General features: G+C 41.8%; 22 protein-coding genes. 3 read left to right on the top strand and 19 right to left on the bottom strand.

Going from position 1 to position 22259, the window contains the following annotated elements:
* The first annotated feature begins 156 nt into the window (after nt 1-156).
* The gene (locus QZT69_RS11410; RefSeq protein ID WP_294674191.1) at nt 157-2673 is read left to right on the top strand and encodes a PKD domain-containing protein; all 2517 of its coding nucleotides are present in this window, start codon (nt 157-159) and stop codon (nt 2671-2673) included.
* 204 nt (nt 2674-2877) lie between these two features.
* On the opposite strand, the gene QZT69_RS11405 is transcribed toward QZT69_RS11410, so the two are convergent.
* The 14 genes from QZT69_RS11405 to QZT69_RS11340 all read right to left on the bottom strand — a co-directional run bounded on the left by QZT69_RS11405 (nt 2878) and on the right by QZT69_RS11340 (nt 14799).
* On the bottom strand, nt 2878-4401 hold the full coding sequence (locus QZT69_RS11405) for a thioredoxin-like domain-containing protein (RefSeq protein WP_294674188.1): 1524 nt from the start codon (nt 4399-4401) through the stop codon (nt 2878-2880).
* A 64-nt stretch (nt 4402-4465) separates the two neighbouring features.
* The gene (locus tag QZT69_RS11400; protein WP_294674186.1) at nt 4466-5647 is read right to left on the bottom strand and encodes a hypothetical protein; all 1182 of its coding nucleotides are present in this window, start codon (nt 5645-5647) and stop codon (nt 4466-4468) included.
* Nucleotides 5648-5650: 3 nt separating this feature from the next.
* Complete coding sequence (locus tag QZT69_RS11395; protein ID WP_294674182.1) at nt 5651-6292, bottom strand: ATP-binding cassette domain-containing protein; 642 nt, start codon at nt 6290-6292, stop codon at nt 5651-5653.
* Between the two features lie 52 nt (nt 6293-6344).
* On the bottom strand, nt 6345-7244 hold the full coding sequence (gene miaA, locus QZT69_RS11390; RefSeq protein WP_294674179.1) for a tRNA (adenosine(37)-N6)-dimethylallyltransferase MiaA: 900 nt from the start codon (nt 7242-7244) through the stop codon (nt 6345-6347).
* Nucleotides 7245-7271: 27 nt separating this feature from the next.
* Nucleotides 7272-8696: a transporter substrate-binding domain-containing protein gene (locus QZT69_RS11385; protein ID WP_294674177.1), complete on the bottom strand. Its 1425-nt coding sequence runs from the start codon at nt 8694-8696 to the stop codon at nt 7272-7274.
* Nucleotides 8697-8733: 37 nt separating this feature from the next.
* On the bottom strand, nt 8734-9309 hold the full coding sequence (locus QZT69_RS11380; RefSeq protein ID WP_294674175.1) for an ACP phosphodiesterase: 576 nt from the start codon (nt 9307-9309) through the stop codon (nt 8734-8736).
* Nucleotides 9310-9365: 56 nt separating this feature from the next.
* A complete protein-coding gene (locus tag QZT69_RS11375; protein ID WP_294674173.1) occupies nt 9366-9686 on the bottom strand; it encodes a hypothetical protein in 321 nt (106 codons plus the stop codon).
* Nucleotides 9687-9699: 13 nt separating this feature from the next.
* Entirely contained in the window at nt 9700-10023 is a 324-nt protein-coding gene (locus QZT69_RS11370) for a hypothetical protein (protein WP_294674171.1), read from the bottom strand.
* Entirely contained in the window at nt 10020-10547 is a 528-nt protein-coding gene (locus QZT69_RS11365) for a GNAT family N-acetyltransferase (protein WP_294674169.1), read from the bottom strand. The genes QZT69_RS11370 and QZT69_RS11365 overlap by 4 nt, the downstream gene beginning before the upstream one ends.
* 23 nt (nt 10548-10570) lie before the next feature.
* Nucleotides 10571-11257, bottom strand: coding sequence for a hypothetical protein (locus QZT69_RS11360; protein ID WP_294674166.1), 687 nt, complete (start codon nt 11255-11257; stop codon nt 10571-10573).
* A 227-nt stretch (nt 11258-11484) separates the two neighbouring features.
* Nucleotides 11485-11853 (bottom strand): VOC family protein, encoded by a 369-nt coding sequence (locus tag QZT69_RS11355; protein ID WP_294674163.1) that lies wholly within the window; start codon nt 11851-11853, stop codon nt 11485-11487.
* A gap of 15 nt (nt 11854-11868) precedes the next feature.
* A complete protein-coding gene (locus QZT69_RS11350; RefSeq protein ID WP_294674162.1) occupies nt 11869-12171 on the bottom strand; it encodes a DUF1905 domain-containing protein in 303 nt (100 codons plus the stop codon).
* Complete coding sequence (locus tag QZT69_RS11345; protein ID WP_294674160.1) at nt 12168-12674, bottom strand: GNAT family N-acetyltransferase; 507 nt, start codon at nt 12672-12674, stop codon at nt 12168-12170. The genes QZT69_RS11350 and QZT69_RS11345 overlap by 4 nt, the downstream gene beginning before the upstream one ends.
* Before the next feature lie 112 nt (nt 12675-12786).
* Nucleotides 12787-14799 (bottom strand): dihydrofolate reductase, encoded by a 2013-nt coding sequence (locus QZT69_RS11340; RefSeq protein ID WP_294674158.1) that lies wholly within the window; start codon nt 14797-14799, stop codon nt 12787-12789.
* Between the two features lie 145 nt (nt 14800-14944).
* On the opposite strand from QZT69_RS11340, the gene QZT69_RS11335 reads away from it, so the two are divergent.
* Nucleotides 14945-16324 (top strand): T9SS type A sorting domain-containing protein, encoded by a 1380-nt coding sequence (locus QZT69_RS11335; RefSeq protein WP_294674155.1) that lies wholly within the window; start codon nt 14945-14947, stop codon nt 16322-16324.
* A 129-nt stretch (nt 16325-16453) separates the two neighbouring features.
* The gene (locus QZT69_RS11330) at nt 16454-17179 is read left to right on the top strand and encodes a GDSL-type esterase/lipase family protein (protein ID WP_294674153.1); all 726 of its coding nucleotides are present in this window, start codon (nt 16454-16456) and stop codon (nt 17177-17179) included.
* Between the two features lie 15 nt (nt 17180-17194).
* On the opposite strand, the gene QZT69_RS11325 is transcribed toward QZT69_RS11330, so the two are convergent.
* From QZT69_RS11325 to serC, 5 genes are all read right to left on the bottom strand, one after another.
* Complete coding sequence (locus QZT69_RS11325; protein WP_294674152.1) at nt 17195-17794, bottom strand: DUF1684 domain-containing protein; 600 nt, start codon at nt 17792-17794, stop codon at nt 17195-17197.
* Nucleotides 17791-18453: a YggS family pyridoxal phosphate-dependent enzyme gene (locus QZT69_RS11320; protein WP_294674150.1), complete on the bottom strand. Its 663-nt coding sequence runs from the start codon at nt 18451-18453 to the stop codon at nt 17791-17793. The genes QZT69_RS11325 and QZT69_RS11320 overlap by 4 nt, the downstream gene beginning before the upstream one ends.
* Nucleotides 18454-18455: 2 nt before the next feature.
* A complete protein-coding gene (locus QZT69_RS11315) occupies nt 18456-19691 on the bottom strand; it encodes a DUF1015 domain-containing protein (RefSeq protein ID WP_294674148.1) in 1236 nt (411 codons plus the stop codon).
* Nucleotides 19692-19705: 14 nt separating this feature from the next.
* Entirely contained in the window at nt 19706-20671 is a 966-nt protein-coding gene (locus QZT69_RS11310) for a D-2-hydroxyacid dehydrogenase (RefSeq protein ID WP_294674146.1), read from the bottom strand.
* Nucleotides 20672-20882: 211 nt separating this feature from the next.
* On the bottom strand, nt 20883-21953 hold the full coding sequence (gene serC / locus QZT69_RS11305) for a 3-phosphoserine/phosphohydroxythreonine transaminase (RefSeq protein ID WP_294674143.1): 1071 nt from the start codon (nt 21951-21953) through the stop codon (nt 20883-20885).
* Nucleotides 21954-22259 lie beyond the last annotated feature (306 nt).

Genomic DNA, 22259 nt, shown 5'->3' with positions numbered 1-22259 from the left:
GTTCAATTATCAAGAAAGGATTTCCTTCGATAATCACTAATTCTTGAATGGATAATTGAATTGACTTGTCAATCATTGTTTTCTGCAATTAAAAAAAGCCCAACCGGATAAACTTTTTTTACAATAAGCACGTTTTACCAGCAAGCGCGCCTTTTTATGAAGTTCCCGGTCCTTTTACTTATTCTTTTACTGAGTAGTTCACTCAATCGAATCCATGCTCAAATAGCAGGTGTGATTAACCAGTATACTCCTGTTACAGCTATTTTATGTGATCATATTGAAGTTCAGGATGCTTCTTTTCTTTCTGTCGGTGATCGTGTGCTGATTATCCAAATGAAGGGTGCTGATATCAACACTTCTAATACAGCTGCATTCGGGACTGTAACCAACTACAATAATTGCGGGAATTATGAATTTGCTACCGTTACGTCACTTTCGGGAAATGAAGTAGGTTTTCAGTTTCAATTACTCCATGCATATGAAGTAACGGGGAAAGTTCAATTAATACGGGTTCCTCAATACACAAATACCACAGTGGTTAATACACTGACTGCCCAGGATTGGAATGGGAATACAGGTGGAGTTCTGGTTCTGGAAGTTTCCGGGACATTGACTTTAAATGCTCCGATATCAGTAACAGGAAAAGGGTTTAGAGGTTCGTTTACATCTTTAAATCCGGATGGCGGTTGTGGAAATCACTCTGATTATTTTTATCCGGTTTCATCTGGTTTTGGTGCGGAAAAAGGAGAAGGGATTGCCGAAGTAAATAATACCATGAATGGTGGTCGTGGAGCTCTTGGGAATGGCGGCGGTGGCGGAAATAAACACAATACCGGCGGTGGTGGAGGTTCCAATGGGTCTAGAGGAGGCCGGGGAGGAGATCAGGCGCTTTTTTGCGGGCAACAACCTATTGGCGGAGAAGGCGGTATGGCATTGGATTACAGCAGCGGAAGACTCTTTATGGGTGGCGGCGGAGGTTCACCCGACTATAACGACGCAGGGGGAATCGGTGGAAGTGGAGGTGGAATTATCATCATTCGTGCTGCAACAATCCTGTCTAATAACAATATGATGATAGAGTCTTGCGGGATGAATATAGCTTCATCACTCAATACAATGGGGGACGGAGCCGGGGGTGGTGGAGCAGCAGGTGCCATAGCATTGGATGTGAACACTTTTAGCGGCAACCTTGTTTTAAGAGTGGATGGCGGGGACGGCGGGGATATCCAAACCAATTATCCTTCCTGTTTTGGTCCAGGTGGCGGCGGTGGAACAGGAGCAATCCAGTACTCGGGAAATATGCTTCCTGCAAATGTGACAACCTCGTTCGTTCCCGGAGATGCCGGAATAAATCTATCGACCAATTCGAGTTGTGCTAACCAGCCTTATGGAGCTGCAGCAGGACAATTCAGTCCTGTATATTCTTTTAATATTGGTTTCCCGGAAAGTACGCAGCCTTTTGGAACTATCCATATAGGTCCTGACATTGAAGTGTGTGAACAAAGTGTTACGATTACAACGAATATTATTGCCGCTTCCTATTTGTGGTCTACCGGTGAAACTACACCCTATATTACTGTCTCAACTTCCGGAGATTATTGGCTCTCGGTAGTGTATGGTCCGGCTAGTTGTTCTGCCAGAGATACTATTTCCGTTAATCTCAATAGTTTAAGTGTGGATGCGGGGCCGGATCGGTTTATTTGTTCCGGGGAAGATGTTACCTTAAATGCTACTTCTGCAGGAAGTACCAATTTAAGCTGGAATAACGGTGTTCTAAACAACATTCCTTTTTCACCTCAGGCTACAGCAGAATATGTGGTTACAGCCATAAGTTCAAACGGCTCTTGTATAGCAAGAGATACAGTCCTGGTTACTGTCAATGCTCTTCCTGTTGTGTCGGTTAGTCCTTCTGTAACTTCCGGTTGTGCTCCTTTGGCAGTCTTATTCAATCATTCGGCAACAGATTGCGCTTCCGGGATGTGGACTTTCTCGGATGGGACTGTGGTGTCCGGATGTGGGAATCAATCGATGACATTTGACAGTCCGGGATGTTATGGACTAAGCCTGGAAGTGATTTCCAATGAAGGATGTACTGCTTCAGCGGATTTCGATTCGATTGTTTGTGTTTCGGCTTCACCAACGGCTTTGTTCACACCTGTACCGGCAATTTTAAACGCTGAAAATCCTACGACCACCATGGTCAATCAATCTGTCGGAGGAAACCAGTATGAATGGAATTTCGGTGATAACACAGCATCTTCTTCTCAATTTGATCCGGTGCACAGTTATTCACCCGGTTCATTTGATTCGTATACCATTCATTTAACAGTTACGAACGAAGACGGATGCAGCGATGTGGCTTACGGGATTGTTTACATGGAGGGCGGAAGTATTTATTACGTTCCGAATGCGTTTACACCGGATGGTAATGAATTCAACCCCGTTTTTCGCCCCGTTTTTTCATACGGGATTGATCCGGCAGATTATAATTTCAAAGTTTTTAACCGCTGGGGAGAAATTGTCTTTGAATCAAATGATAAGGAAATTGGCTGGGACGGTACTTACCATGGTTCGTTAGCAGAAGAAGGCATCTATATCTGGAGAATTGAATATGGATCACTTTGGAACAGTGAACGCGAGATCATGCACGGACACTTGAATCTACTAAAATAATAAAACCACATATGAACATAGACCACATAGCTGGGGTTATATTTACCACGAAGCGTATGAAGGTTTTATCCCTTTCGGTGGATTAAATTTGGTTGATAGAACTTTAACCACATAGTATCCAAAATAAAAAAAGAAAGAATCTATGTGCCACCTATGTTCCTATGTGGTAAAAAAAAGACCGGTATCTCTACCGGCCTTTCATTATCAATGAGCTTCTTCTTCCGGATCAGGAGGGAAAATCTTCTCTGCATTTTTAATATTTTGCATGCGGTCAATGAAATCTTCCAACTGGGAGATTGTCAGCTGCTTCGCGATGATCTTTTTGTCTTTGTCCAGTACAAAAATTCTTGGTGTGGCATAAATATCATAAGTATCATGATAATTCAATGCTTCCAGAGTGGTGTACTTCGGGATGAACTGTCTTGGATCCGCTGTTGCATCTTCAAATAATTTCTTGGTAAGACCAACATTAATGAATTCCAATTTGTTATCACGAATGAATTTTTTCCACTTTTCGAAATCTTCTCCGGTTGCTTTTCCAACTGCAAAGATCTCTACATTACGCTGTCTGAACTTCTTTTCGTACAAAGTCTGCAATTTCGGAGTTGTTTTTTTACAATGTCCGCATTCCGGATCCCAGAAATAAAGAATGGTGTATTCGCTTTTCAGGTCGTAGAAGTTCTTCCAGTTTACATCCGTTGTGTCGCGGAGGCTGATATTCGGTGGACGAACACCCTGAACCAGGTTCATTTTAATTTTGTTCTCTTCACACAATTCCTTCAGTTTTTCCTTGTCTTTCATCCAGTATGCAATCGAATTTCCTTCTGCGTCGTTCTGGCAGTAGTAACGGTTCACCATGTACACATAGACTTTGTCCATTCCCATGATGTTCGATTTTGCATAAGTATTGGTGATATAATCCACCACATACTTGAACATTTCTGATTTTTTGTCCAATTGATCGCAGAAAGGGAACGCAAAAGCCAAAACAGTATCCGGATGCTGGATCAACATGTTCTTTCCGAAGAAATATTCTACTTTCGAACCGAAAACGGAAGTGTTTACCAAACGGTCATCTTTCAAATCGATATTGTCCCAGTAATGTTTGCGGTAATATTCGTAGCGGAAGTTTTCATTGATTACTTTCCCGTTTGCATCTTTCGGAGCTTCCGGAACAGTAACATCCATCGACATTTTAACGAGTTTGGAAACCATTTTGGTTGGATTGTTTTTTTGAAGATCTGTCTGATAAGCAGCAACCAGTTTGGAAACAGAATCCATTTTCTCTCCCAAACGTTTGTATTGCACATCACCTTCTTTAAATTTCTTACGTTCCTCAGAAAACTCGGTAGCGACTTTACGCTGTGCCTGCAAGTAATTGATATATGTAAAAAACACTTTGTTTTCTTCCGATTTCTTCACTTTCATGTTGGAAACAAAATCAGGGCCTTTTGTCTCGATACTGATCTCTTCATTGTTGTAGATAACCTCGAAGTATTTTTGTCCGGGCATCAACAAGGCAACCATTCCTGGTTTTAAGTCTTTTTTTGCTGTGAATTCAACCACCCCGCCTTTCATTTCAGCGGTATCTGCATAAAATAGCTTGGAGCCGTAATATTTTGTCAGGAAAACAGTGGTGTCTTTTGCTCCTTCTACTTTGAAGCGCAATTTTTGACCGAATCCAACAGTTGATACAAGTAATAAGGCAATCACTAAAAGTTGTTTCATGTTTGAGGTTTTATTTTTTATCATGACGTAGCAAAATTAATAAAGTCATTCGTTTAACATAAAATTAACCATTGTTCTGTTCGTAAATTCCCTTGCGGGCACTTAGGAAGGAAGCCAGTGCGAATAAGCAATAAGCAAGAACCAATGCAAGAATGCTCATCAAACTTAGACTCGTATCGATATACAATCCTCCTTCCTTCAATAAGGAGTCTAAAAATAGCTTAAATCCGATAAAAGAAACCAGACTGAGAATGCCAATTATCCCGAAAACTTTGGAGAAATAGACGAAGAAATTCGTTACCAGTGAGTTAGGGTGATGTCCCAGACGCATCAAAGTTCTTACTTCATATAAATTCTTACTCAATAACAACTGCAGGTATTGAATTAGAACCAAACCTGAAAGGAAGACTGCAATGATCGAAATTCCCAAAACCACGAGAATCAAAGTTCCAACAGTACTTTTTAAACGACCGATAGCAACTTGTGCGTTTTTGGATTCCAGGTGTCTTTCCTGCAACATCTGCTCTACCAAACCGAATTCATTTTCTTTTCCGGAGATAATGATCTGGGAGATTTTTTGTTCTGCATCGGGGGCGAAACGGTTGTTGGCCCAGTTCATGAAATTCTGCGGAACAAGTACAGAAGGAACATCATTCGAGAATCCGATAATGCGGCAGGAAATATATTCTTTTACGGTGTCGGTTTTCATACAGAACTTGAAATGAATGTCCTTTGCCAATTCATCACTGATCTGCGGCATTCCTTTTGAAACCATGAACATATTCATCATAACCAACAAATCACGCGGCATAAGAATCGGAACCAACGTATCGCCTTGTTTCCAACGGAACTCTTTCGACTTTACATCCAGGATATCGGGATCTAATGTTTGGATAAAAATATCTCCTCTGAATCGCGGTACGGAAGGATCTGCGGTTTCGATGGTAATATTGAAGTTGTTCGATTCCACAGGCTGTACATCCAAAATGAAGGGTTTCTTTTTCATTTCTTCAATTTCGCTTAGTGAGAAATCGGTTTTGGCAAGATTGAGCGTGTTGAAACTGGAAACCTTCTTTTGAACGATCACGGTATTCGGACCGAGGATTTCGGCTCCTTTTCCAAAATCATTGACTTTGATCAGGTAGTGAATGGAGGTAATCAGGAAGGTCATCCCCAAAAAAGCTCCTACAACGGCAATAATCAATTGGCGTTTGTCCTGGTGTTGAAATAATAATTTGCGTAACATGGCTCAGAGCTTTAATTCGTAATCGTAAGAAAAACGGTTGTCGTCATCCAAAGAGGTGAGAACAAATCCTGCTTTTTGTCGGGTACATTCCGCATCGATCATGGAAAGACAACGCAAACTGTTGCGCTCATCCAAATGAGAGAAGGGTTCGTCCAAAATCAACCAATTGAAAGGCTGGCACAGAGAACGGACAATTGCTACGCGCTGCTGCTGGCCCATGGAGAGCAATCCGCAGGGATCGTTCCACTTGTGATCAATTTCCAATTCGGCAAGCATGTTTTTAATTTCGGTTTCCGATTTGAAATGGGTTAACTGGTTTTTGAGCTGTAAATTTTCGGCAACTGTCAGTTTATGGAAAAGCTGTAAATCCTGGAAAACCGTTGAAATCTTTCGCTGGCGGATCACCACCCATTCATCTACAGAAAATGTTTTTATATCACGTCCATCGTACAAGATGGTTCCGTCGTAATCTTTTCGAATCCCGAATACGGTCATGGAAAAAGTGGATTTTCCTTTTCCGGAAGATGCATTCAGAAGGATTTTTTTGCCGGACTCAAGTTGTGCGCTGTTTCCCCAAATACTATCAGCTCCGTGCGAAATAGAAGCAAGCGGGAAGGGCATAACCCGGTTAAATTGGATGTTCATCTTAGCTAGTTTTCGATGTCAATTTCAAATATCATTCCAAGATTACAAGATATCAATTTTGAACGACTTGCAGGATCTCCCGGCACAATTCATCGGTGGGTTTTGCATCGAGCCAAATGGTGTCCGGATGTTTTTTGAACCAGGTCAATTGGCGCTTGGCATAGTTGCGGGTGTGCTGCTTAATTTTTGAAATGCAGGTCTCGAGGTCTGTTCCACCGTCGAGGTAGTCAAATACTTCTTTATAACCGACTGTTTGCAGTGCTGTCAGGTTCCTGTATTCAGCAACATTTTTCACTTCTTCGATCAACCCGGCTTCAATCATTTGGTCAACACGTTGGTTAATACGTTCGTACAAGACTTCTCTCGGATGATTGATTACAAAACGAACGACTTCAAAGGGGCGCTTCGGTAGTTCGTTTTTCCGCCAGGTACTGAACGGGATTTTGGTAAAGCGGATCACTTCCAAAGCTCTTAAAATGCGCATGGGATTTTGTTTGTCGACCTGGTGGTAGAACTCCGGATCTGTTTCTTCCAGTTCTTTCAGTAAAGGTTCTATTCCGGTTTTTTCCAGTTCCTTTCGAAGTACATCCTGTGTCGGCGTATCAGTTGGAATAGGATCGAGTCCCAGGCACAAAGCGTCAATAAACATTCCCGAACCGCCAACCAATATCAGCTTTTCATAATGAGCCAACTCTCCTTGAATCAATTCCATGGCTTCCGATTCAAACTGAGAAGCGCTGACCGGTGTGGAGATATTGTGAGAATCGATGAAATAGTGCGGAATCCCTTCCATTTCATCCAAAGTTGGTTTGGCTGTACCAATCGATAATTCCTTGTAGAACTGCCTGGAGTCTGCAGATAGCACAACGGTATTTAACTTTTTAGCCAAAGTTACGGCAAGGGAAGTTTTTCCACTGGCTGTCGGGCCTTCAATAACAATCAGTTGCTGCATGCGCAAAAGTACAATTTCCGGATGAAATCAGCGCTTAACAAGTGTTTTGTAAGTTTCATAACGGGAGGTGATCCCACGGACATAACGGATACAGATATTTCCCCGGAATGCACCGCTTTTTACCACTTCATCGGTGTAGTAAGCGTGTTTTCCAAGGTTCATAACCATTGTTTCAACGTTATCGTCCCAAACATGCGGATTCAGACCTTTCTTTTCAGCCAAACGCTGTGCGTCCAGGATGTGTCCTGCACCGGCATTGTAACTTGCCAGGATAAATTTGTTGCGTTCGTTTTCGTCTTTAATTCCTTTCCACAACTTGGTGATTCGGCTCAAATATTTATATCCGCCCCTGATTTGTACTTCGGGGGGTGAAGTAGGGTAGACACCGAATTTCGGACCGGTTCCCGGCATGAACTGCATCAGACCGTAAGCACCACCAAAGGCACGGGCATTCGGATTGAATTTGCTTTCATGATAGATCAATGCGGCAACCAGTCGCCAGTCAATGTTGTGCTTTTCACCTTCTGCTTTTAAAATGGCATCAAAAGGTGAAAGATTTCCTTTGCGTGATTTGAAGTTACTTTCACCTCCAAGCGAACTGTTGATCTGTTCGAAGTACTTGCGTTTGATGTATGAAAATGCTTCCTTGTTCATGAACTTGGAAAGCCAGATATTCAAACGTTTTTGGAGGATAGGTGATTTTTTGTTTAATCCGAAGGCAATGTTTTGTTTGAAGGAGATCGGAAGGCTCACATCCAGGTTGTCGTAGAAACGTTCGTTGATCTCAGCCACATTGCGTTCTGCCACCGTATAATCGATTACTCCGTTTGAAACCTGTTCGATCAGTTCTTCCACACCTTCCTGGGCTTGTGTCGGACGGATCATGATCGTATCGCCGATCTCATCCTGCAAATGGAGCAGCCGCGTGTAATAACTGGAGCGCTCCCAAACGACCACCTTTTTATGCGCCAATTGGATCGGATCCGAAATGAATGTTACGTTCTGATCTTTTGTTTCGGGAGTTAGTTTACGCTGTACCAAAACCTGGTTAGTTTGCAGGAAAGGGACCGAAAAGTTGATCTCGGACCTTCTTTCACGTGTAACGGTATAGTTGCAGGCAACAATATCACCTTCACCGCGGTTTAAAATGTCGTTGATCTCATCCAGGTTGTTGACGATCTTTACTTCGAGGCTTACTCCCAATTCTTCCGCAAATTCTTTCAGGATTTCATATTCGAATCCCATTTTTTTGCCTTTGTAAATAAAGAAGGATGTAGAGCTGTTTTCTGCCAGTACGACCAAACTTCCACGTTTGTAAATACCCGGAAGATCAAAATCATGCGCATTTAAGGGCTTTTTCCTGGAATCTATTTTTTCCGACGAACAGGACGCCATTATCAGGCATCCGATTAGAATGATTAGACATGAAATTCCAGTTTTGGACTGCGGCATAATGATCAAACTTACGAACAAATTACGAGAAAATTGCTTAAATCTTCCCCATTAAATATTCATTTGCATCGCGCATATATTCATGAAAGCAACTAGTAATTTCGTTCTCAAAGCGCTGAAACACTGTGTGCCCGTTCGTTAGAGCGTTCTCAAAAGAAAGCTTGCGGCTCACTCCCTGACACATCCGGTAAAGCCCTTCTGCTGTAGGATAATAACTGATCCAGTTGCGCTCGATCAGTAAATTCACAAACTGCTTAAAGTCCGGCGGATACGGTTCATTGCTTAAATCAATTTTCGAATAAAAATCTGCTAAGAAGTCGGGAAGTTTGACAGCATGGTATTGGTCCCAATTTCGTGCGAGTAAATGATCAAAGTAGATATCAATGGCAATCGGAGCCACTTTCGGAAGTTCTCCGCGAATGGTATGTATGAGATTGATCACTTCAAAATGATGGTCGATGTAATCGTCAATCTTTCGATGCAGTAAAACGCCTTTTTGAATGTGTTCCGGGTATTCCAGGTACTTCTTCCCTTTGACGAAATCGCCGAACAGGTTGGCCACTGCTAATTGCGGATCGTTGTTGGAAAAGTAAATGTGACCGAGATAGTTCATGGGGTTAAGTTAAACAAATTATCAATGATCAATTTCGAAAATTACCAATTATATATTCATCCAAAAGCCCAATGATTGTTTCCGAACAGCATTTCGTGAATAGTAACGAAAACTACCCAGGTCTTAATGGGAAAACAACAGGCGTAAACGGCTATCCCGAATATTTTATAGGATGTGTTCTCCGGTTCCGCTTCGTACTTTTTAAGAATGTACATGGATAAAAAATAAGGGATCAGGGAAGTGATAATACTGATCAAAGCAATACCAGCCAGTACGAGGTTGCTGATATGCGTATTCATGTATAACAATGAAACGGCAGTTATCACTAAAACACAAGCGATAACCATTAGGTAGATCAAACGAAGTTTCTTTCTCATATTCCTGTTTTTTTTACCCGAAAGCCCATCTGGGTTCTCCGTGGTAGAGCAGGTAAATGGCCATATAAATTGCCCAAAGTTTTACAGGGAAACAGAAAATATAAACGCTGATTGCGGCTATTTGGTAGCGGCGACGGTAATGTGTATAAGGTTCTGCCTTTGTAAATAAATACCTGGAAACGAAAAACGGAAGCAGGGAAGTGACACAACTTGCAAAACCAATTCCGGCAACTACTCCGCCTGCAATCCCAAGGCCTCCGTCTACAATTTGTATCGGGATCAGCAGCAGGAATGTGATGACTACAAACAAATATATAATCAATGCGTTTTTCTTCATTTCCAATTTTCTTTCTGTATTTCGTAAATGAAATTCAATTTCGGTGCTTCCCCAAAATAAGCAATTTCTTCTTCTCCGATCTTTTCTGCGCCTATGCGGCTGATTGCAATCCGGGAACGCAGGTTGTTTGATCCTACATGAAAATGCACTTTTGAGACGAATTGAAAGATATAATCCAGCATCAGTTTTTTGACTTGCGGATTGATACCCTTTCCCCAGGAATCCGTTCCGTAGAAGGTATAACCGATCAGGATGCAATTTTCTGCTTCGTTGTAATCGTAATAACGCGTGCACCCGATGGTCTTACCGGTTGATTTGTCGACAATTTTGAAAGCCCCCTTACTTTCCATGGCTCCTCTGAAGAAGTTCTGAAAGATTTCACGTTTCCAGCGGTCTTTATTCGGATGCTGTTCCCAGACTTTCGGATCGGAAGCAACGGCATAGAGCTCTTCAAAATCGCTTTCCAAAAGCGGATATAGAATGATAAGATCGTTTTCCAGGATGGGTTGGATGGAGAAAGTCATACAGCGATATTTGGTTCCGTAAGTTACCGTTTTTCAGGTAAAACCTTTACCAAAAAAGCTCCGAAATTGAAATCGACAGGTGGCACTCTGCCTCTGTTAAAGCTCATAGTACCGTTGGCAGTATAGGATATACCGTTATGATTAAAGTCGCTGGCAGATAAATAGATGGGTTGTCTGCCTTCTTTTCCTGTAATCGATAGTTTTGCTCCCCTGCGTCCTCCAATACTGACAATTGTCTCTTCAGCTATCTGGTTTTGGTAAGAAACATATTCCAGGGGATCCAATTCAATCTCCGTTTCGTTAATCTTGATTTTTTTGCTTGCCTTGCGTTTATCTATGTTTCCGAAGACATAAATCATGTTTCTCGGATACGTATCCTGGTTCGTTTTTAATTCTCCTTCATTTAACGAATAAATCGATATTTCAATGTGTGTACTATCTCCCTGACGAACAATGCTTTCGATCTTAAATGAATTAGCTCCTTGTTTATTTGCGTTATTCCAAAAGGATTTGAATAAATATGAAAGAGTGAAGTTGCCAGCATCTGTAGAATAACCACTTAAATTCCCGATTTTGGTTTTTCCGGAAAGGTTAAAGGAGTCATTGATCAGATCGAATGATTGGGTATAATACTGTGGAGAAGAAGTATTTTGCCCGAACCCGGATTTGAAAACTAAGGTGAAAAACAGGAAAGCAACGATTTTGTTCATTTCAATGGATTTGGTGACACTTCAAAATTAGTTAATTTTTTAAGGGTATTATTTCGAATGGTCCTTTTCATGAGGATCGTTAAAAAGATTGAACCGGGAGCGGAAGAGGATGATCTGTTCGTTTTCTAATGAGGGCTGAAGGTTGGAATTCATGGCGGAGAAAGATAACGACTTCCGGAATAATGAAGTTGAAAGCCTCGGTTTTCATTACTCCGGAAGACTAAAAATTACTTCATTGAGTGCAAAGCAACACGATTTCCTTCGGTATCAATAAAATGAGCCATAAACCCGTTTTCCCCAATTGATGTTTTGGGCATTACAATTTTTCCGCCCGCGGATTCTACTTTGCCTAAGCTCAGACTCAGATCTTCTCCGCCGTTCAGGTAAACAATCGTTCCTTTGTCGGAAGGGACAAATCCTTCTCCTTGCACAAGTCCACCGCCTACGCCACTTTGCATATCACTTGGAAATATCCCATACTTTCCTTCCGGAAAAGGCATTTCCATAATTTCTGCTCCTAAAATCGTTTCGTAAAACTTTTTTGCTCTTGTGAAATCTGTTGCCGGGATTTCAAACCAGTTAATTGAGTTCTTCATGGTATGTTTTTTTAATTAAATCCAAATAGTTGCTTTCGTCAGTTTTCCGGTTTCAATATGTTCCGACTTTCTAACTGCTGCTTTAAGAGGTAAAAGGTATGTGTGTGATTTTGTCGAGAACCAAATAGCAGTTTTCCACTCGGTTTCTCCGATTTTTGCTGTTACTTTCAACCGTCCCCAACCTTCTTCCTCAGATTTCAGGTGAGTTCGGATCTCTTTTGCCAGCTCCACTGGTAAAGATATGAAATGCCAGGCACCCGGACCATCATATAGCCAGGGTTTAGCATCAAATTCATATTTTATTCCGGAAGATTTCATTTTTTGTGCAATACCTTTTCAAACGCCTTCCGTGCCGAACCGCGGAAAAACACTTCTCCGCAATAGGTGTAATCCAATTTATCCAGGATTTTCAGCATAGCAATATTGTCAAAGTTCGTATCGACTTTAATGCTGTAAACGTTTGAAGCAATTGCCAGGTCTTCGATCAATTTGAACAAATGTGTGGCAATCCCTTTTCCCAAAACGGAATTGGATGTCGCTACGCGATGAACGACTACATAATCGCCATTTGTAAGCCATTTTCCCTGAATATCCGTATAAGCGGGTTCAACATCGAAGATAATTGCTGCATAAGCTATGATTTCATCGTTTTCAATCAACACATATGCAGAATCAGTGGCTAAATCGTTGTGAATGCTTTGCTCGTTCGGATAGCCATCCTGCCACTGCTGGCTGCCGTCTTGTTTTCTCCGCTCAATGGCTTGCCGGAGAATTTCCCAAATGGCGGGAATTTCGGAAGGAATTGCTTTGCGTAAAGTCATTTTCTTGAAGTAACCGGGATTACAAATTCCCACAGATGACAGATTAAATAGCGATGTTGGTTCATAGCTAAAAAAATCTGTGCATCTGCGGTAAATGTTGGTGTTATTTATCTCAATACAAAAAACTATGGTTCTTCCCGTAATACAACATCTGTTCAATGAACGTCTGCTTATTTTCCAGCCTGATGTCTTTGATTTTACCTTCGTGGTCCATTACCGGGACAAAAACAGGATATACAAATCCGCTGTAAGGAGCAATGTTTAAAGGTTTTACGCGGCGAAGAACTTCTGCGTGTGTCTTTTTATCCACTTTCACTCCGTACGTTTCCACCAATGCTTTTCCGGCCTGGTAATCACCTTCTGATTTGATGCGCTGGATTTCTCTTAGCAACTCACCGAAAAGTGTGCGAAGTTTGTTGTAATCCCTGATGTCATAATAGGTCTTTCCGTTGCGGGTAATCTTTTCGATTACCTTGTCTTTCTGACCTTTTTCAAACACCCAGGCACTCACCAACTGACGGTTCTGCATGTGTTCTTCCTCTACATTTTGTCCCATTTCCAAACGCTGCAGCTGAGTCAGCAAACCGTTGCGGATATAGCCGTCGTATTCTGCTTTCCCGACTTCCAGTGTTTCGATCAGACCTAAATCCACCATTTTTTGGTCCATGATGAAGTAAAGTCCGACCAGATCTGCGCGGGCTTCTTCCAAAGTCGACGCGTAATTCTGCAGTGTTTCGGAAGGCTGGCCAACACCTTTGTTAATTTGTCCGCTGGCATGTCCTACAACTTCATGCAGAGCAGTGTGCATTTTTCCTGCAATTGCTCCGTATTTGTTTGCCCGGTCTATTTCTTCCTGGTCGTTTGCGAATTCTTCGGTTACGGCAGGTCCGCCGGCTTTGTTGTAGGCTTCGATGATATTTCCTAATGAAACCGATTTTGAGCCGTGGATCTCACGGATCCAGTTGTTATTCGGAAGATTCACACCAATCGGAGTAGAAGGAGCGGCATCACCGGATTCGCTGGCAACTTCAACTACTTTGTAGGAAACACCGACCACTTTCTTTTTCTTGTGCTCCGGCATTAAGGGAGAGTTGTCTTCAAACCACTGCGCATTTTTCGCAACAGTCGCCATGCGTTTGGATGCCTCAAAATCATTGATTTGAACGATGGATTCGTAATTCGCGCGTTTTCCGAGTGCGTCTCCGTATGTTTCAATAAATCCGTTGATGTAATCAATATCGCCTTTTGTTGCAGTGGACCAAATCACGTTGTATTCGTCCCATTTTCTGAGATTACCGGTTTTGTAATACTCGATCAACACTTTCAATGCCCGTGCCTGTTGATCGTTTTCGGCTACTTTCACGGCTTTTCTCAGCCAAAAGATAATCTGGTCGATCGCAGCTCCATATTTTCCTTTGCTCTTCCAAACATCTTCATGCAGTTTCCCGTTTTTAAGGATTAAAGTTGAGTTCAAACCTAGTTCAATGGGTTCAGGGTCATTCAAATCTTGTTTTTGAGCATAGAAATCCTCGACCATTTTTTGTGTAACACCCTTGCCGTAGAAATTATTTGCCGAAGCAACGATCATGTCCACATTCGGATCTTTTACTTTGCGTTTTTTCTCAAGTTCCGGTTTGAATATTGCGTCGAGTGCCTCCGGACTTAAGTTATGTTCAACTGCTTTCATCAGCTTATCCAGGTAAGCTGCACTGAATTTCGGCCGGATTTTATCCATGCTGTAATGGTGGTGTATTCCGTTCGAAAAGAAAATTTGTTTACTCCACTCATCAAATTTCTTCCATTCACCGGTAGTTTTATCACCGGTGTATTTTTCATGGATAGCTTCCAAAGCTCTGCGGATTTCCAGGTTGAAGCGGTTGTTTTGATCGTAATTGATATCTCTTCCTGCCAAACCTGCCTGGGAAAGGTAGTAAACCAATTCTTTTTGCTTCAAAGAAAGCTTATTCCAGCTTGGAACTTCAAAGCGAAGGATTTGAATGTCTGCAAATCGTTCTACGGTTGTTTCCATCGGTCCTGTATTTTCTTCTGTGGATTCTTCACCGCCTCCGCAAGCCGCAGAAAGCGCGAGAACAGAAGTGAAAGCTACTATGTGTTGTATTTTCATATCGTATGGTTATCTGCTTGAAATTAGTCAAATAATTTTGAATTGGCTGGCAGAAGCCTTACCGTTCAACACATTTACCGTTCATCACAATCTAAAAATAACTAAATGATAAAATAATAACATTTGTTGTTAAAAAATAAAAACAATGAAAACTACTTTACTACTACTTTCGTTGTTCGTTTCGGCAATTGGCTTTTCACAGCCTTACCAGATCGGACATCGAACAATTACTTTTAATGATCCTTCACGAACGGGAGGATTTGGTTCCGGAGGCGGAGCGGGCCGTCAGATACAAAGCGAAATCTATTATCCATCTTCTACGGCGGGAAATGACGTAGCAATTTCTACCGGAGAGTTTCCTTACATTGTTTTCGGGCATGGATTTGTAATGACCTGGGATTCTTACCAGAATTTCATCGACCACTATGTGCCACTTGGCTATGTGCTTGTTTTTCCGCGCACGGAAGGAAGTTTTTCACCGGTTCATCAGGATTTCGCGCTGGATCTTTCTGTTGCAGGAGCCAAAATGGAAGCATTAAGCACGGATGTTTCTTCCTTCTTCTACCAGGCATGGAATGGTAAAAAAGCCGTCATGGGCCATTCGATGGGAGGAGGCTCCTCATTTCTGGCAGCATCTCAAAATACTGCCGGTTTTGATGTTTTAGTGGGGTTTGCGCCGGCAGAAACAACGCCATCTGCGATTAATGCCAGTTTAGGTATTTCTATTCCGACGCTTGTCTTTTCTGGAACGGAAGATGCGGTAACCCCGCCAGAGGATCATCACCAACCGATGTATGACAGTTTAAATAATGCATGCAAACACTTTATTTCGATCACAGGCGGTGGGCATTGTTATTTTGCCAATTCCAGTACCACCTGTGATTTCGGAGAGTCTGCTTCAGGAGGAAACATCAGCATTACCCGGGCTGTTCAGCATGACATTACCTTTGATATATTGGATCCGTACCTGGATTTTTACCTGATGAAAAATTGTTCCGGCTGGCCTTTGTTTACAGCGCAGCGAGATAGCGATACGCGTATTCAGTCGCTGTATTCCTGCAACTATTCACTGCCTTCCGATCCGGTAATTACGCAGAACGGATCAGAGCTGAGTATTCCGTCGACTTCCTTAACGGTTTCCTGGTTTTTAAATGGGGTTGAACTGGCAGGTGAAACAGGATCTACGCTTGACATGCAGTCTTACGGCGGTGGGTCTTACGAAGTTCTTGTGACGGATGCTTTTGGATGTTATGGAAGTGCGAGTCTTGGTGTCACTGTTGGAATCGATGAGTTGAATCCGGGAGTTTATTTCGCTGTTTATCCGAATCCAACGAGTGGAAGACTGATGATTCAAACAACCCATTCGGAAGCACAGATTTTTGAATTATATGATATGGAAGGGAGAATTGTAAAAACGGTTGAGGTAAAATTGAAATCGGAAATATCTCTTGAGAACCTGGAAGCAGGAACGTATCTTATGCGGTCTTCACATTCAAACCAGGTTTACAGAATTATTAAAAATTAGGGTCGACAGGTTTTGTGTAGCGCAAATCCGGAGAGGGCTGCTTTCGATTCTTTCGGGAGCAGCTTTTTGCATGACTTTTTCGAGCTGCAACAAAGAAAATCAGCAGAAGTTGGTTAATTTAGTCATCCGATGATAACTAATTACAGAGCAGAGAGTCTATGGTCGAAAGTAATTTCTGTTAAAGGATTGATTACCTGCTTCGGGCTGCTCCTGGTTTTCACTGCCTGTAACGGGAAGCCAAAAGTTCCTATTGAAGATTTGAGGATTGTAATGCTGGGTGATAGTGAAACGAGAAGGATCAATCACTATTGGGGGGCAGATACGAATTGGAATACACTTACCGGATACAACCACATTTTTAACCTGGGATTTGATTCGTTCAGAAGCGATGATTTGCTTTATTTTCAGTCTGATTCGGTAAAAGCACCCGTTTATAAGGCGCTGGACAAAAAACCACACATTATATTCCTTATGATTGGAATTAATGATGTTGTGCAGTCTGTTCCTGTATCCAAAACGCTTTCCCACATCCGGACCATCATCGATACTATCCAGGCTCATAAGGTAGAACTAGTTATTCAATCGGTTCTTCCAACCACGAATTACTACGATACGCTTTATGGTGGATTTTCTGAAAATGGTGTGGTTGCGAAAAGAGTCAAGGAATTGAATAACCGTCTGGTACAGCTTTGCAAAGCTAAACAAGTTGCTTTTTTGGATGTAAGACCCGGAATGCTTTTAGAAGGAACTTATTTGAAGAATGATTTATCCGTTGACGGGATTCATTTGAATTATTCCGGGTACCAAATCTGGAAAGACCACTTAAATGAATTCTTTCGGAAGTACTACGAATAAGCGAAGTATTCCCGGTTACTCATCATGTCCTACATAGCATTCTCCGGCTGTAATTGAAACGGGAATCGTATTTTCTTTCGGTACAATGGGGCAGGAGTATCGGTCTGAATAAGCACAATACGGATGGTATGAAGTATTGAAATCCAACCTGACTTTTTTGGTTTTCCTGCTAAAGTAACAATCCAGGTATTTTCCTGCACCATAAGTTGACACGGCCGTTGTAGCATCTTTAAACGGAACGAAATAGTAATTCTTGAATTCTTTCTTCCCGGCCAGGTCCAGGTTTTGATAAACGTTCAGTGTGCAAAGCGTGTCATTGATCCTGAAAGAAAGCGTACCCATTTTGCGGTAATATACTGTTCTTTCTTTCGACATGGGCATTGCAAATGCCGCCCCAACGTCTTTCACGAAGTCGGCCTCAACAATAAAAGATTTGTCTACCGGAAAGAAACAAATTTCAGGATGGATCCTGCGTTCTTCTTCGTTCAACACCTGCGACAAGAATTCCTTTTCATGCTTTTTACGTTCGGCAGTCAGACTGTCGGCATAATGATCCTGGGAAAATGCATTTCCGATAGCATAAAAGATGCTTAAGAACAGGAGGATAGTTTTCATCGGCTTCCGAATAATGAACTTCCGACACGGATCATATTACTTCCTTCTTCAATGGCTAGCTTGTAATCACCGCTCATACCCATGGAAAGCACTTTGAAATCCGGGTTGTATTTGAAATAATTGCTTTTCAGGATCATGAAATAGTTATTCAGGTTCCGGAATTCGTCGCGGATTTGTTCCTCATTGTCTACAAAGCTTGCCATTCCCATTAAGCCTACAATCGAAATATGATGCATTTCTACAAATTCACGACTTTGCAGGATCTCTTCCGCTTCTTCAAAGGAAAGCCCGAATTTGGTTTCTTCCTGTGCAATGTGAAATTGAAGCAGGCAGGGAATTACACGGTTATTTTTCTCACCTTGTTTGTTAATCTCCTGAAGCAGCTTAAAACTGTCGACCGAATGGATCAATGAAACGAAAGGAGCAATGTATTTGACTTTATTGCTTTGTAAATGACCGATTAAATGCCATTCGATATCTTTCGGAAGAACCTCCCATTTATCAACAAGTTCCTGCACTTTATTTTCCCCGAAAACACGCTGTCCGGCGTCATATGCTTCCTGTATCAGTGAAACCGGTTTGGTTTTTGAAACGGCTACCAGCACCACGTCTTGCGGGATTTCTTCTTTTAGTAAATGGAGTCTATCTGCTAAAGACATGTTTATTCATTAATATTATAAATGGTCAATCCGCTGCGCATTTTGGGTTCTACCCACGTCGATTTCGGAGGCATAATTCCGCCCTGGTCCGCAACTTCTTTTACTTCGTTGATGGATGCAGGATAGAGTAGAAATCCGACTTTAAACTCTTCCTTTTTGATTCGGTCTATGATCCTTTTCAATTCTTTTGTTCCCGGAATAAATTCAATTTCCTTACTGGTTTTCAGGTCTTCAATTCCCAAAATCGGATTGAGAATGTAGTCCGTAAGTATTTGAGCATCCAGTTGTTTTACAACGTCTTTTTCTGCCGTAATGGATTCTTTTGCCTTAAAAGAATATGCTTCTTTTCCCAATAAACAAACGATTTCGTGGCGTTGGACCGGTCTGCGTGCTTTTTTCAATTCTTCGATCTCAAAGTGTTCGGAGCAGGCTTTCAGGAAGTTTTTTGCAGAAAGTCCGTTCAGTGTTTTCACCAGGCGTTGGAATTCCAGGATTTCCAATTTCTGTTCGTCTATCAAATAGGCAAGGAAGTAATCGTGATTCGGGAACTGCGCCTGTTTGTTTTTCACAATTGTATCTTTTAGACGGGCAGAAGAGGCCGAACGGTGATGTCCATCCGCAATGTACAATTCTTTCAGTGAATCATAAATGGCAATCAGTTTCGTGTCTTTTTCTGCATTGATCACCCATAATTCATGCTTGATCTTATCCGTCGTTGAAAATTCGTATTCAGGTCTGGCCCTGGTAACTTTATCGAGGTATTTATCCAGTTCCGGAAGGTGTTTATGAGCTAAAAGAACGGGTTCTGCATTAAAGCCGGTGATATTCAAATAGTTCGTAAACATGGATTCACGGGATGTGATCGTTGCTTCGTGCTTTTTGATCAGGTCATTTTTGTATTCTTCCACGCTGACTCCGGCAATCACCCCGGTAAATTGGTGTGTTCCCTTTGTCTGCCGGTAAATGTAAAAAGAAGGTTCTTCATCCTGGATCAGTATTCCCTGATCGATAAAAGAGTCGTAGCGTTCTTTCACTGCTTCGAAACGTTCCACGGAATTCGCTTTCGAATGGTGCTCTTTGTCTCCTTCCGGGTGAATGATATGCAGGAAAGTATAAGGGTTTTCGTCCAGCTTTGCGCGCAGGATATGCTTGCGATAAGCTGCCAGCGGTCTCGTGGAAACCAGCTGGGCTTTATCTCTTGTCGGACGAATTGCCTTAAAAGGATGAATTACAGACATTTATTTCGATTCACTTAAGCCGGAACTTGAATTCCAAACTGGTTAACAATCAGCTCAGCCAACTCCAAACCGATGCGGTCCTGGGCTTCATTTGTTGCTGCGCCAATATGTGGTGTTGTTCCTATTTTCTCGTTATTCAACAGATCTGCTCTCGGATTCGGTTCGTTTTCAAATACGTCTAATCCTGCGTAAGCTACTTTGCCTTCAGCAATTGCTGCCAGCAAGTCTGACTCATTCACAACCCCGCCTCGCGCTGCATTCACCAATACTACTCCTTTTTTCATCCGATCGAATTCCGCTTTTTGAATGACCGCAGAACCATCCGCCTGTTTTGGAATGTGAAGCGAAATGAAATCAGCTTCTTTCAAAGCACTGTTCAAGTCGTTTGTGGAACGGATTGGGACCTTTATTTCTCCCAATCCCTGGATTTCCAACGGAATTTCAACATTGATTTCATGGTTGTTTACGGCTATAACTTTCATTCCGCAGCCAAGTGCATAACTTGCCAATGATTGCCCGATACGACCGAATCCAACAATGGCAATTGTTTTTCCACGCAATTCGATCCCTTTTCCGTATTTCTTTTTCAATGCGGAAAAATCACCGGTTTCCATTTGCTTAAATGAATCGTGTAAAAAACGTGCTCCGGCAAATAAATGTCCCATTACCAATTCTGCAACGGATTGAGAAGAAGAAGCCGGAGTATTGATTACTGTCAGGCCTTTTTCACGGGCATAAGCCACGTCAATATTATCCATTCCTACACCACCTCTTCCAAGTAATTTCAATCCCGGGCAGGAATCAATTACAACTTGTCTGATCGTTGTAGCGCTTCTAACCAAAATAATCTCAATATTATTTGCATTCACATATGAGATCAGGTCGTCCTGGTTAACTTTATCCGTAATAACGGTATAACCTGCTTTTTCAAGAGCTGCTTTCCCTTCGTTTGAAATTCCGTCGTTTGCTAATATTTTCATACTTGTTATTTCAGTTCGTTCAATATTTCGAATGATTCTATTTTAGTTCAAATGTTCAAATGTTCAAATGTTCAAATGTTCAAATGTTCAAATGTTCAAATGTTCAAATTGGACTGTTTAAACTCTTGAACCTTCGAAGCTCTATGAGCGTTTTCAAATCCTGCCACCGAAGGTCGTCAGTGAAAGAAGATTTGAACCTTTTGAACAATTTCTATCCGTGTTTTTTAGCGAAATCGTTCATTACATCTACCAAGACCTGAACGCTTTCCAATTCAAGCGCATTGTACATGGAAGCGCGGTATCCACCGACACTTCTGTGTCCGTTCAAACCAATAATTCCGGCTGCTTTCCACGCTGCATCGAATTCATCTTTCAAAGCATCATTTGTTAAAAGGAAGTTTACATTCATTTCTGAGCGATCTTCTACAGCTGCCGTTCCTTCGAACAAGGGGTTCGCGTCAATTTCCGAATAGATCAATTTTGCTTTTGCCTGGTTTTTCTTTGCCATTGCCGGAACTCCGCCATTAGCAAGCAAATCCTGCAGGTTCAGCATCGCAACATATACCGAGAAAACCGGTGGTGTATTGTACATGGAATCTTTTTCAGCGTGCTGTTTCAGGTCCAGATAACTCGGCATGAACGGAGAAGTTGATTTTCCAAGAGCGTCTTTCTTTACAATATATAAAGTTGCTCCTGCAGGACCTAAGTTCTTTTGTGCTCCTGCATAAATCAAATCAAAATCCGATACGTTGATCTCTTTGGAGAAAATATCCGAAGACATATCACATACCAATGGAAGATCTGTTTTTGGGAAGTCCTTGAATTGTGTCCCGAAGATTGTATTATTGGAAGTGAAATGGATATAATCCACATCCGTTGGAATTTGAAGGTTTTTCGGAATGTAGCTGAAATTTTTATCTTCCGAAGAAGCAAATACATTAACGTCAATGCCGGCCTTTTTTGCTTCCTTAATCGCTCCGGAAGCCCAGGTTCCCGTATTAATATAACCTGCTTTTCTTGTTGAGCGCATCATATTCAAAGCAGTAATTGTAAATCCGAGTGTTGCCCCGCCCTGTAAATAAAGCACTTCGTAATCGTCTGAAACGTTCAATGCTTTTTTCACCAATTCACGGGCATCGTGCATAACAGCTTCGTAATCTTTACTTCTGTGAGAGACTTCAAGGATAGATAATCCGTTGAAATCCAATACAGCATCTGCAGCTTTTTTAAATACGTCTTGCGGAAGGATGCATGGCCCTGCGCCAAAGTTGTGTTTTTTCATTTTGTGCTTTTTTGAATCCCGATATTCATTGTCAGGATTGATTTTTTGCTCTCTATTTGGAAGTACACAAATTTCGAGTTTTTTGAACTAAAAGTGAAGTATTTTCAATTAAAATATTCACAAAAAAAGCCCCGCCAGGTGGCAGAGCTTTTTATATGTTGAAGGATTATTCATTCGATTATTCTTCAGTTTTCTTTGCTGTTTTTGCAGCAGGCTTTTTAGCTGCCGGTTTTTTCTCAGCCGCTGGCTTAGCAACTGTTTCTTTTTTAGCAGCAGGTTTTTTAGCAGCTACTTTCTTCTCGTCCG

Origin of the sequence: uncultured Fluviicola sp. (assembly GCF_902168135.1) — a bacterium.
In the GTDB taxonomy this organism is placed as follows: domain Bacteria; phylum Bacteroidota; class Bacteroidia; order Flavobacteriales_D; family Crocinitomicaceae; genus Fluviicola.
This window is presented reverse-complemented; position numbering and strand designations above follow the sequence as displayed.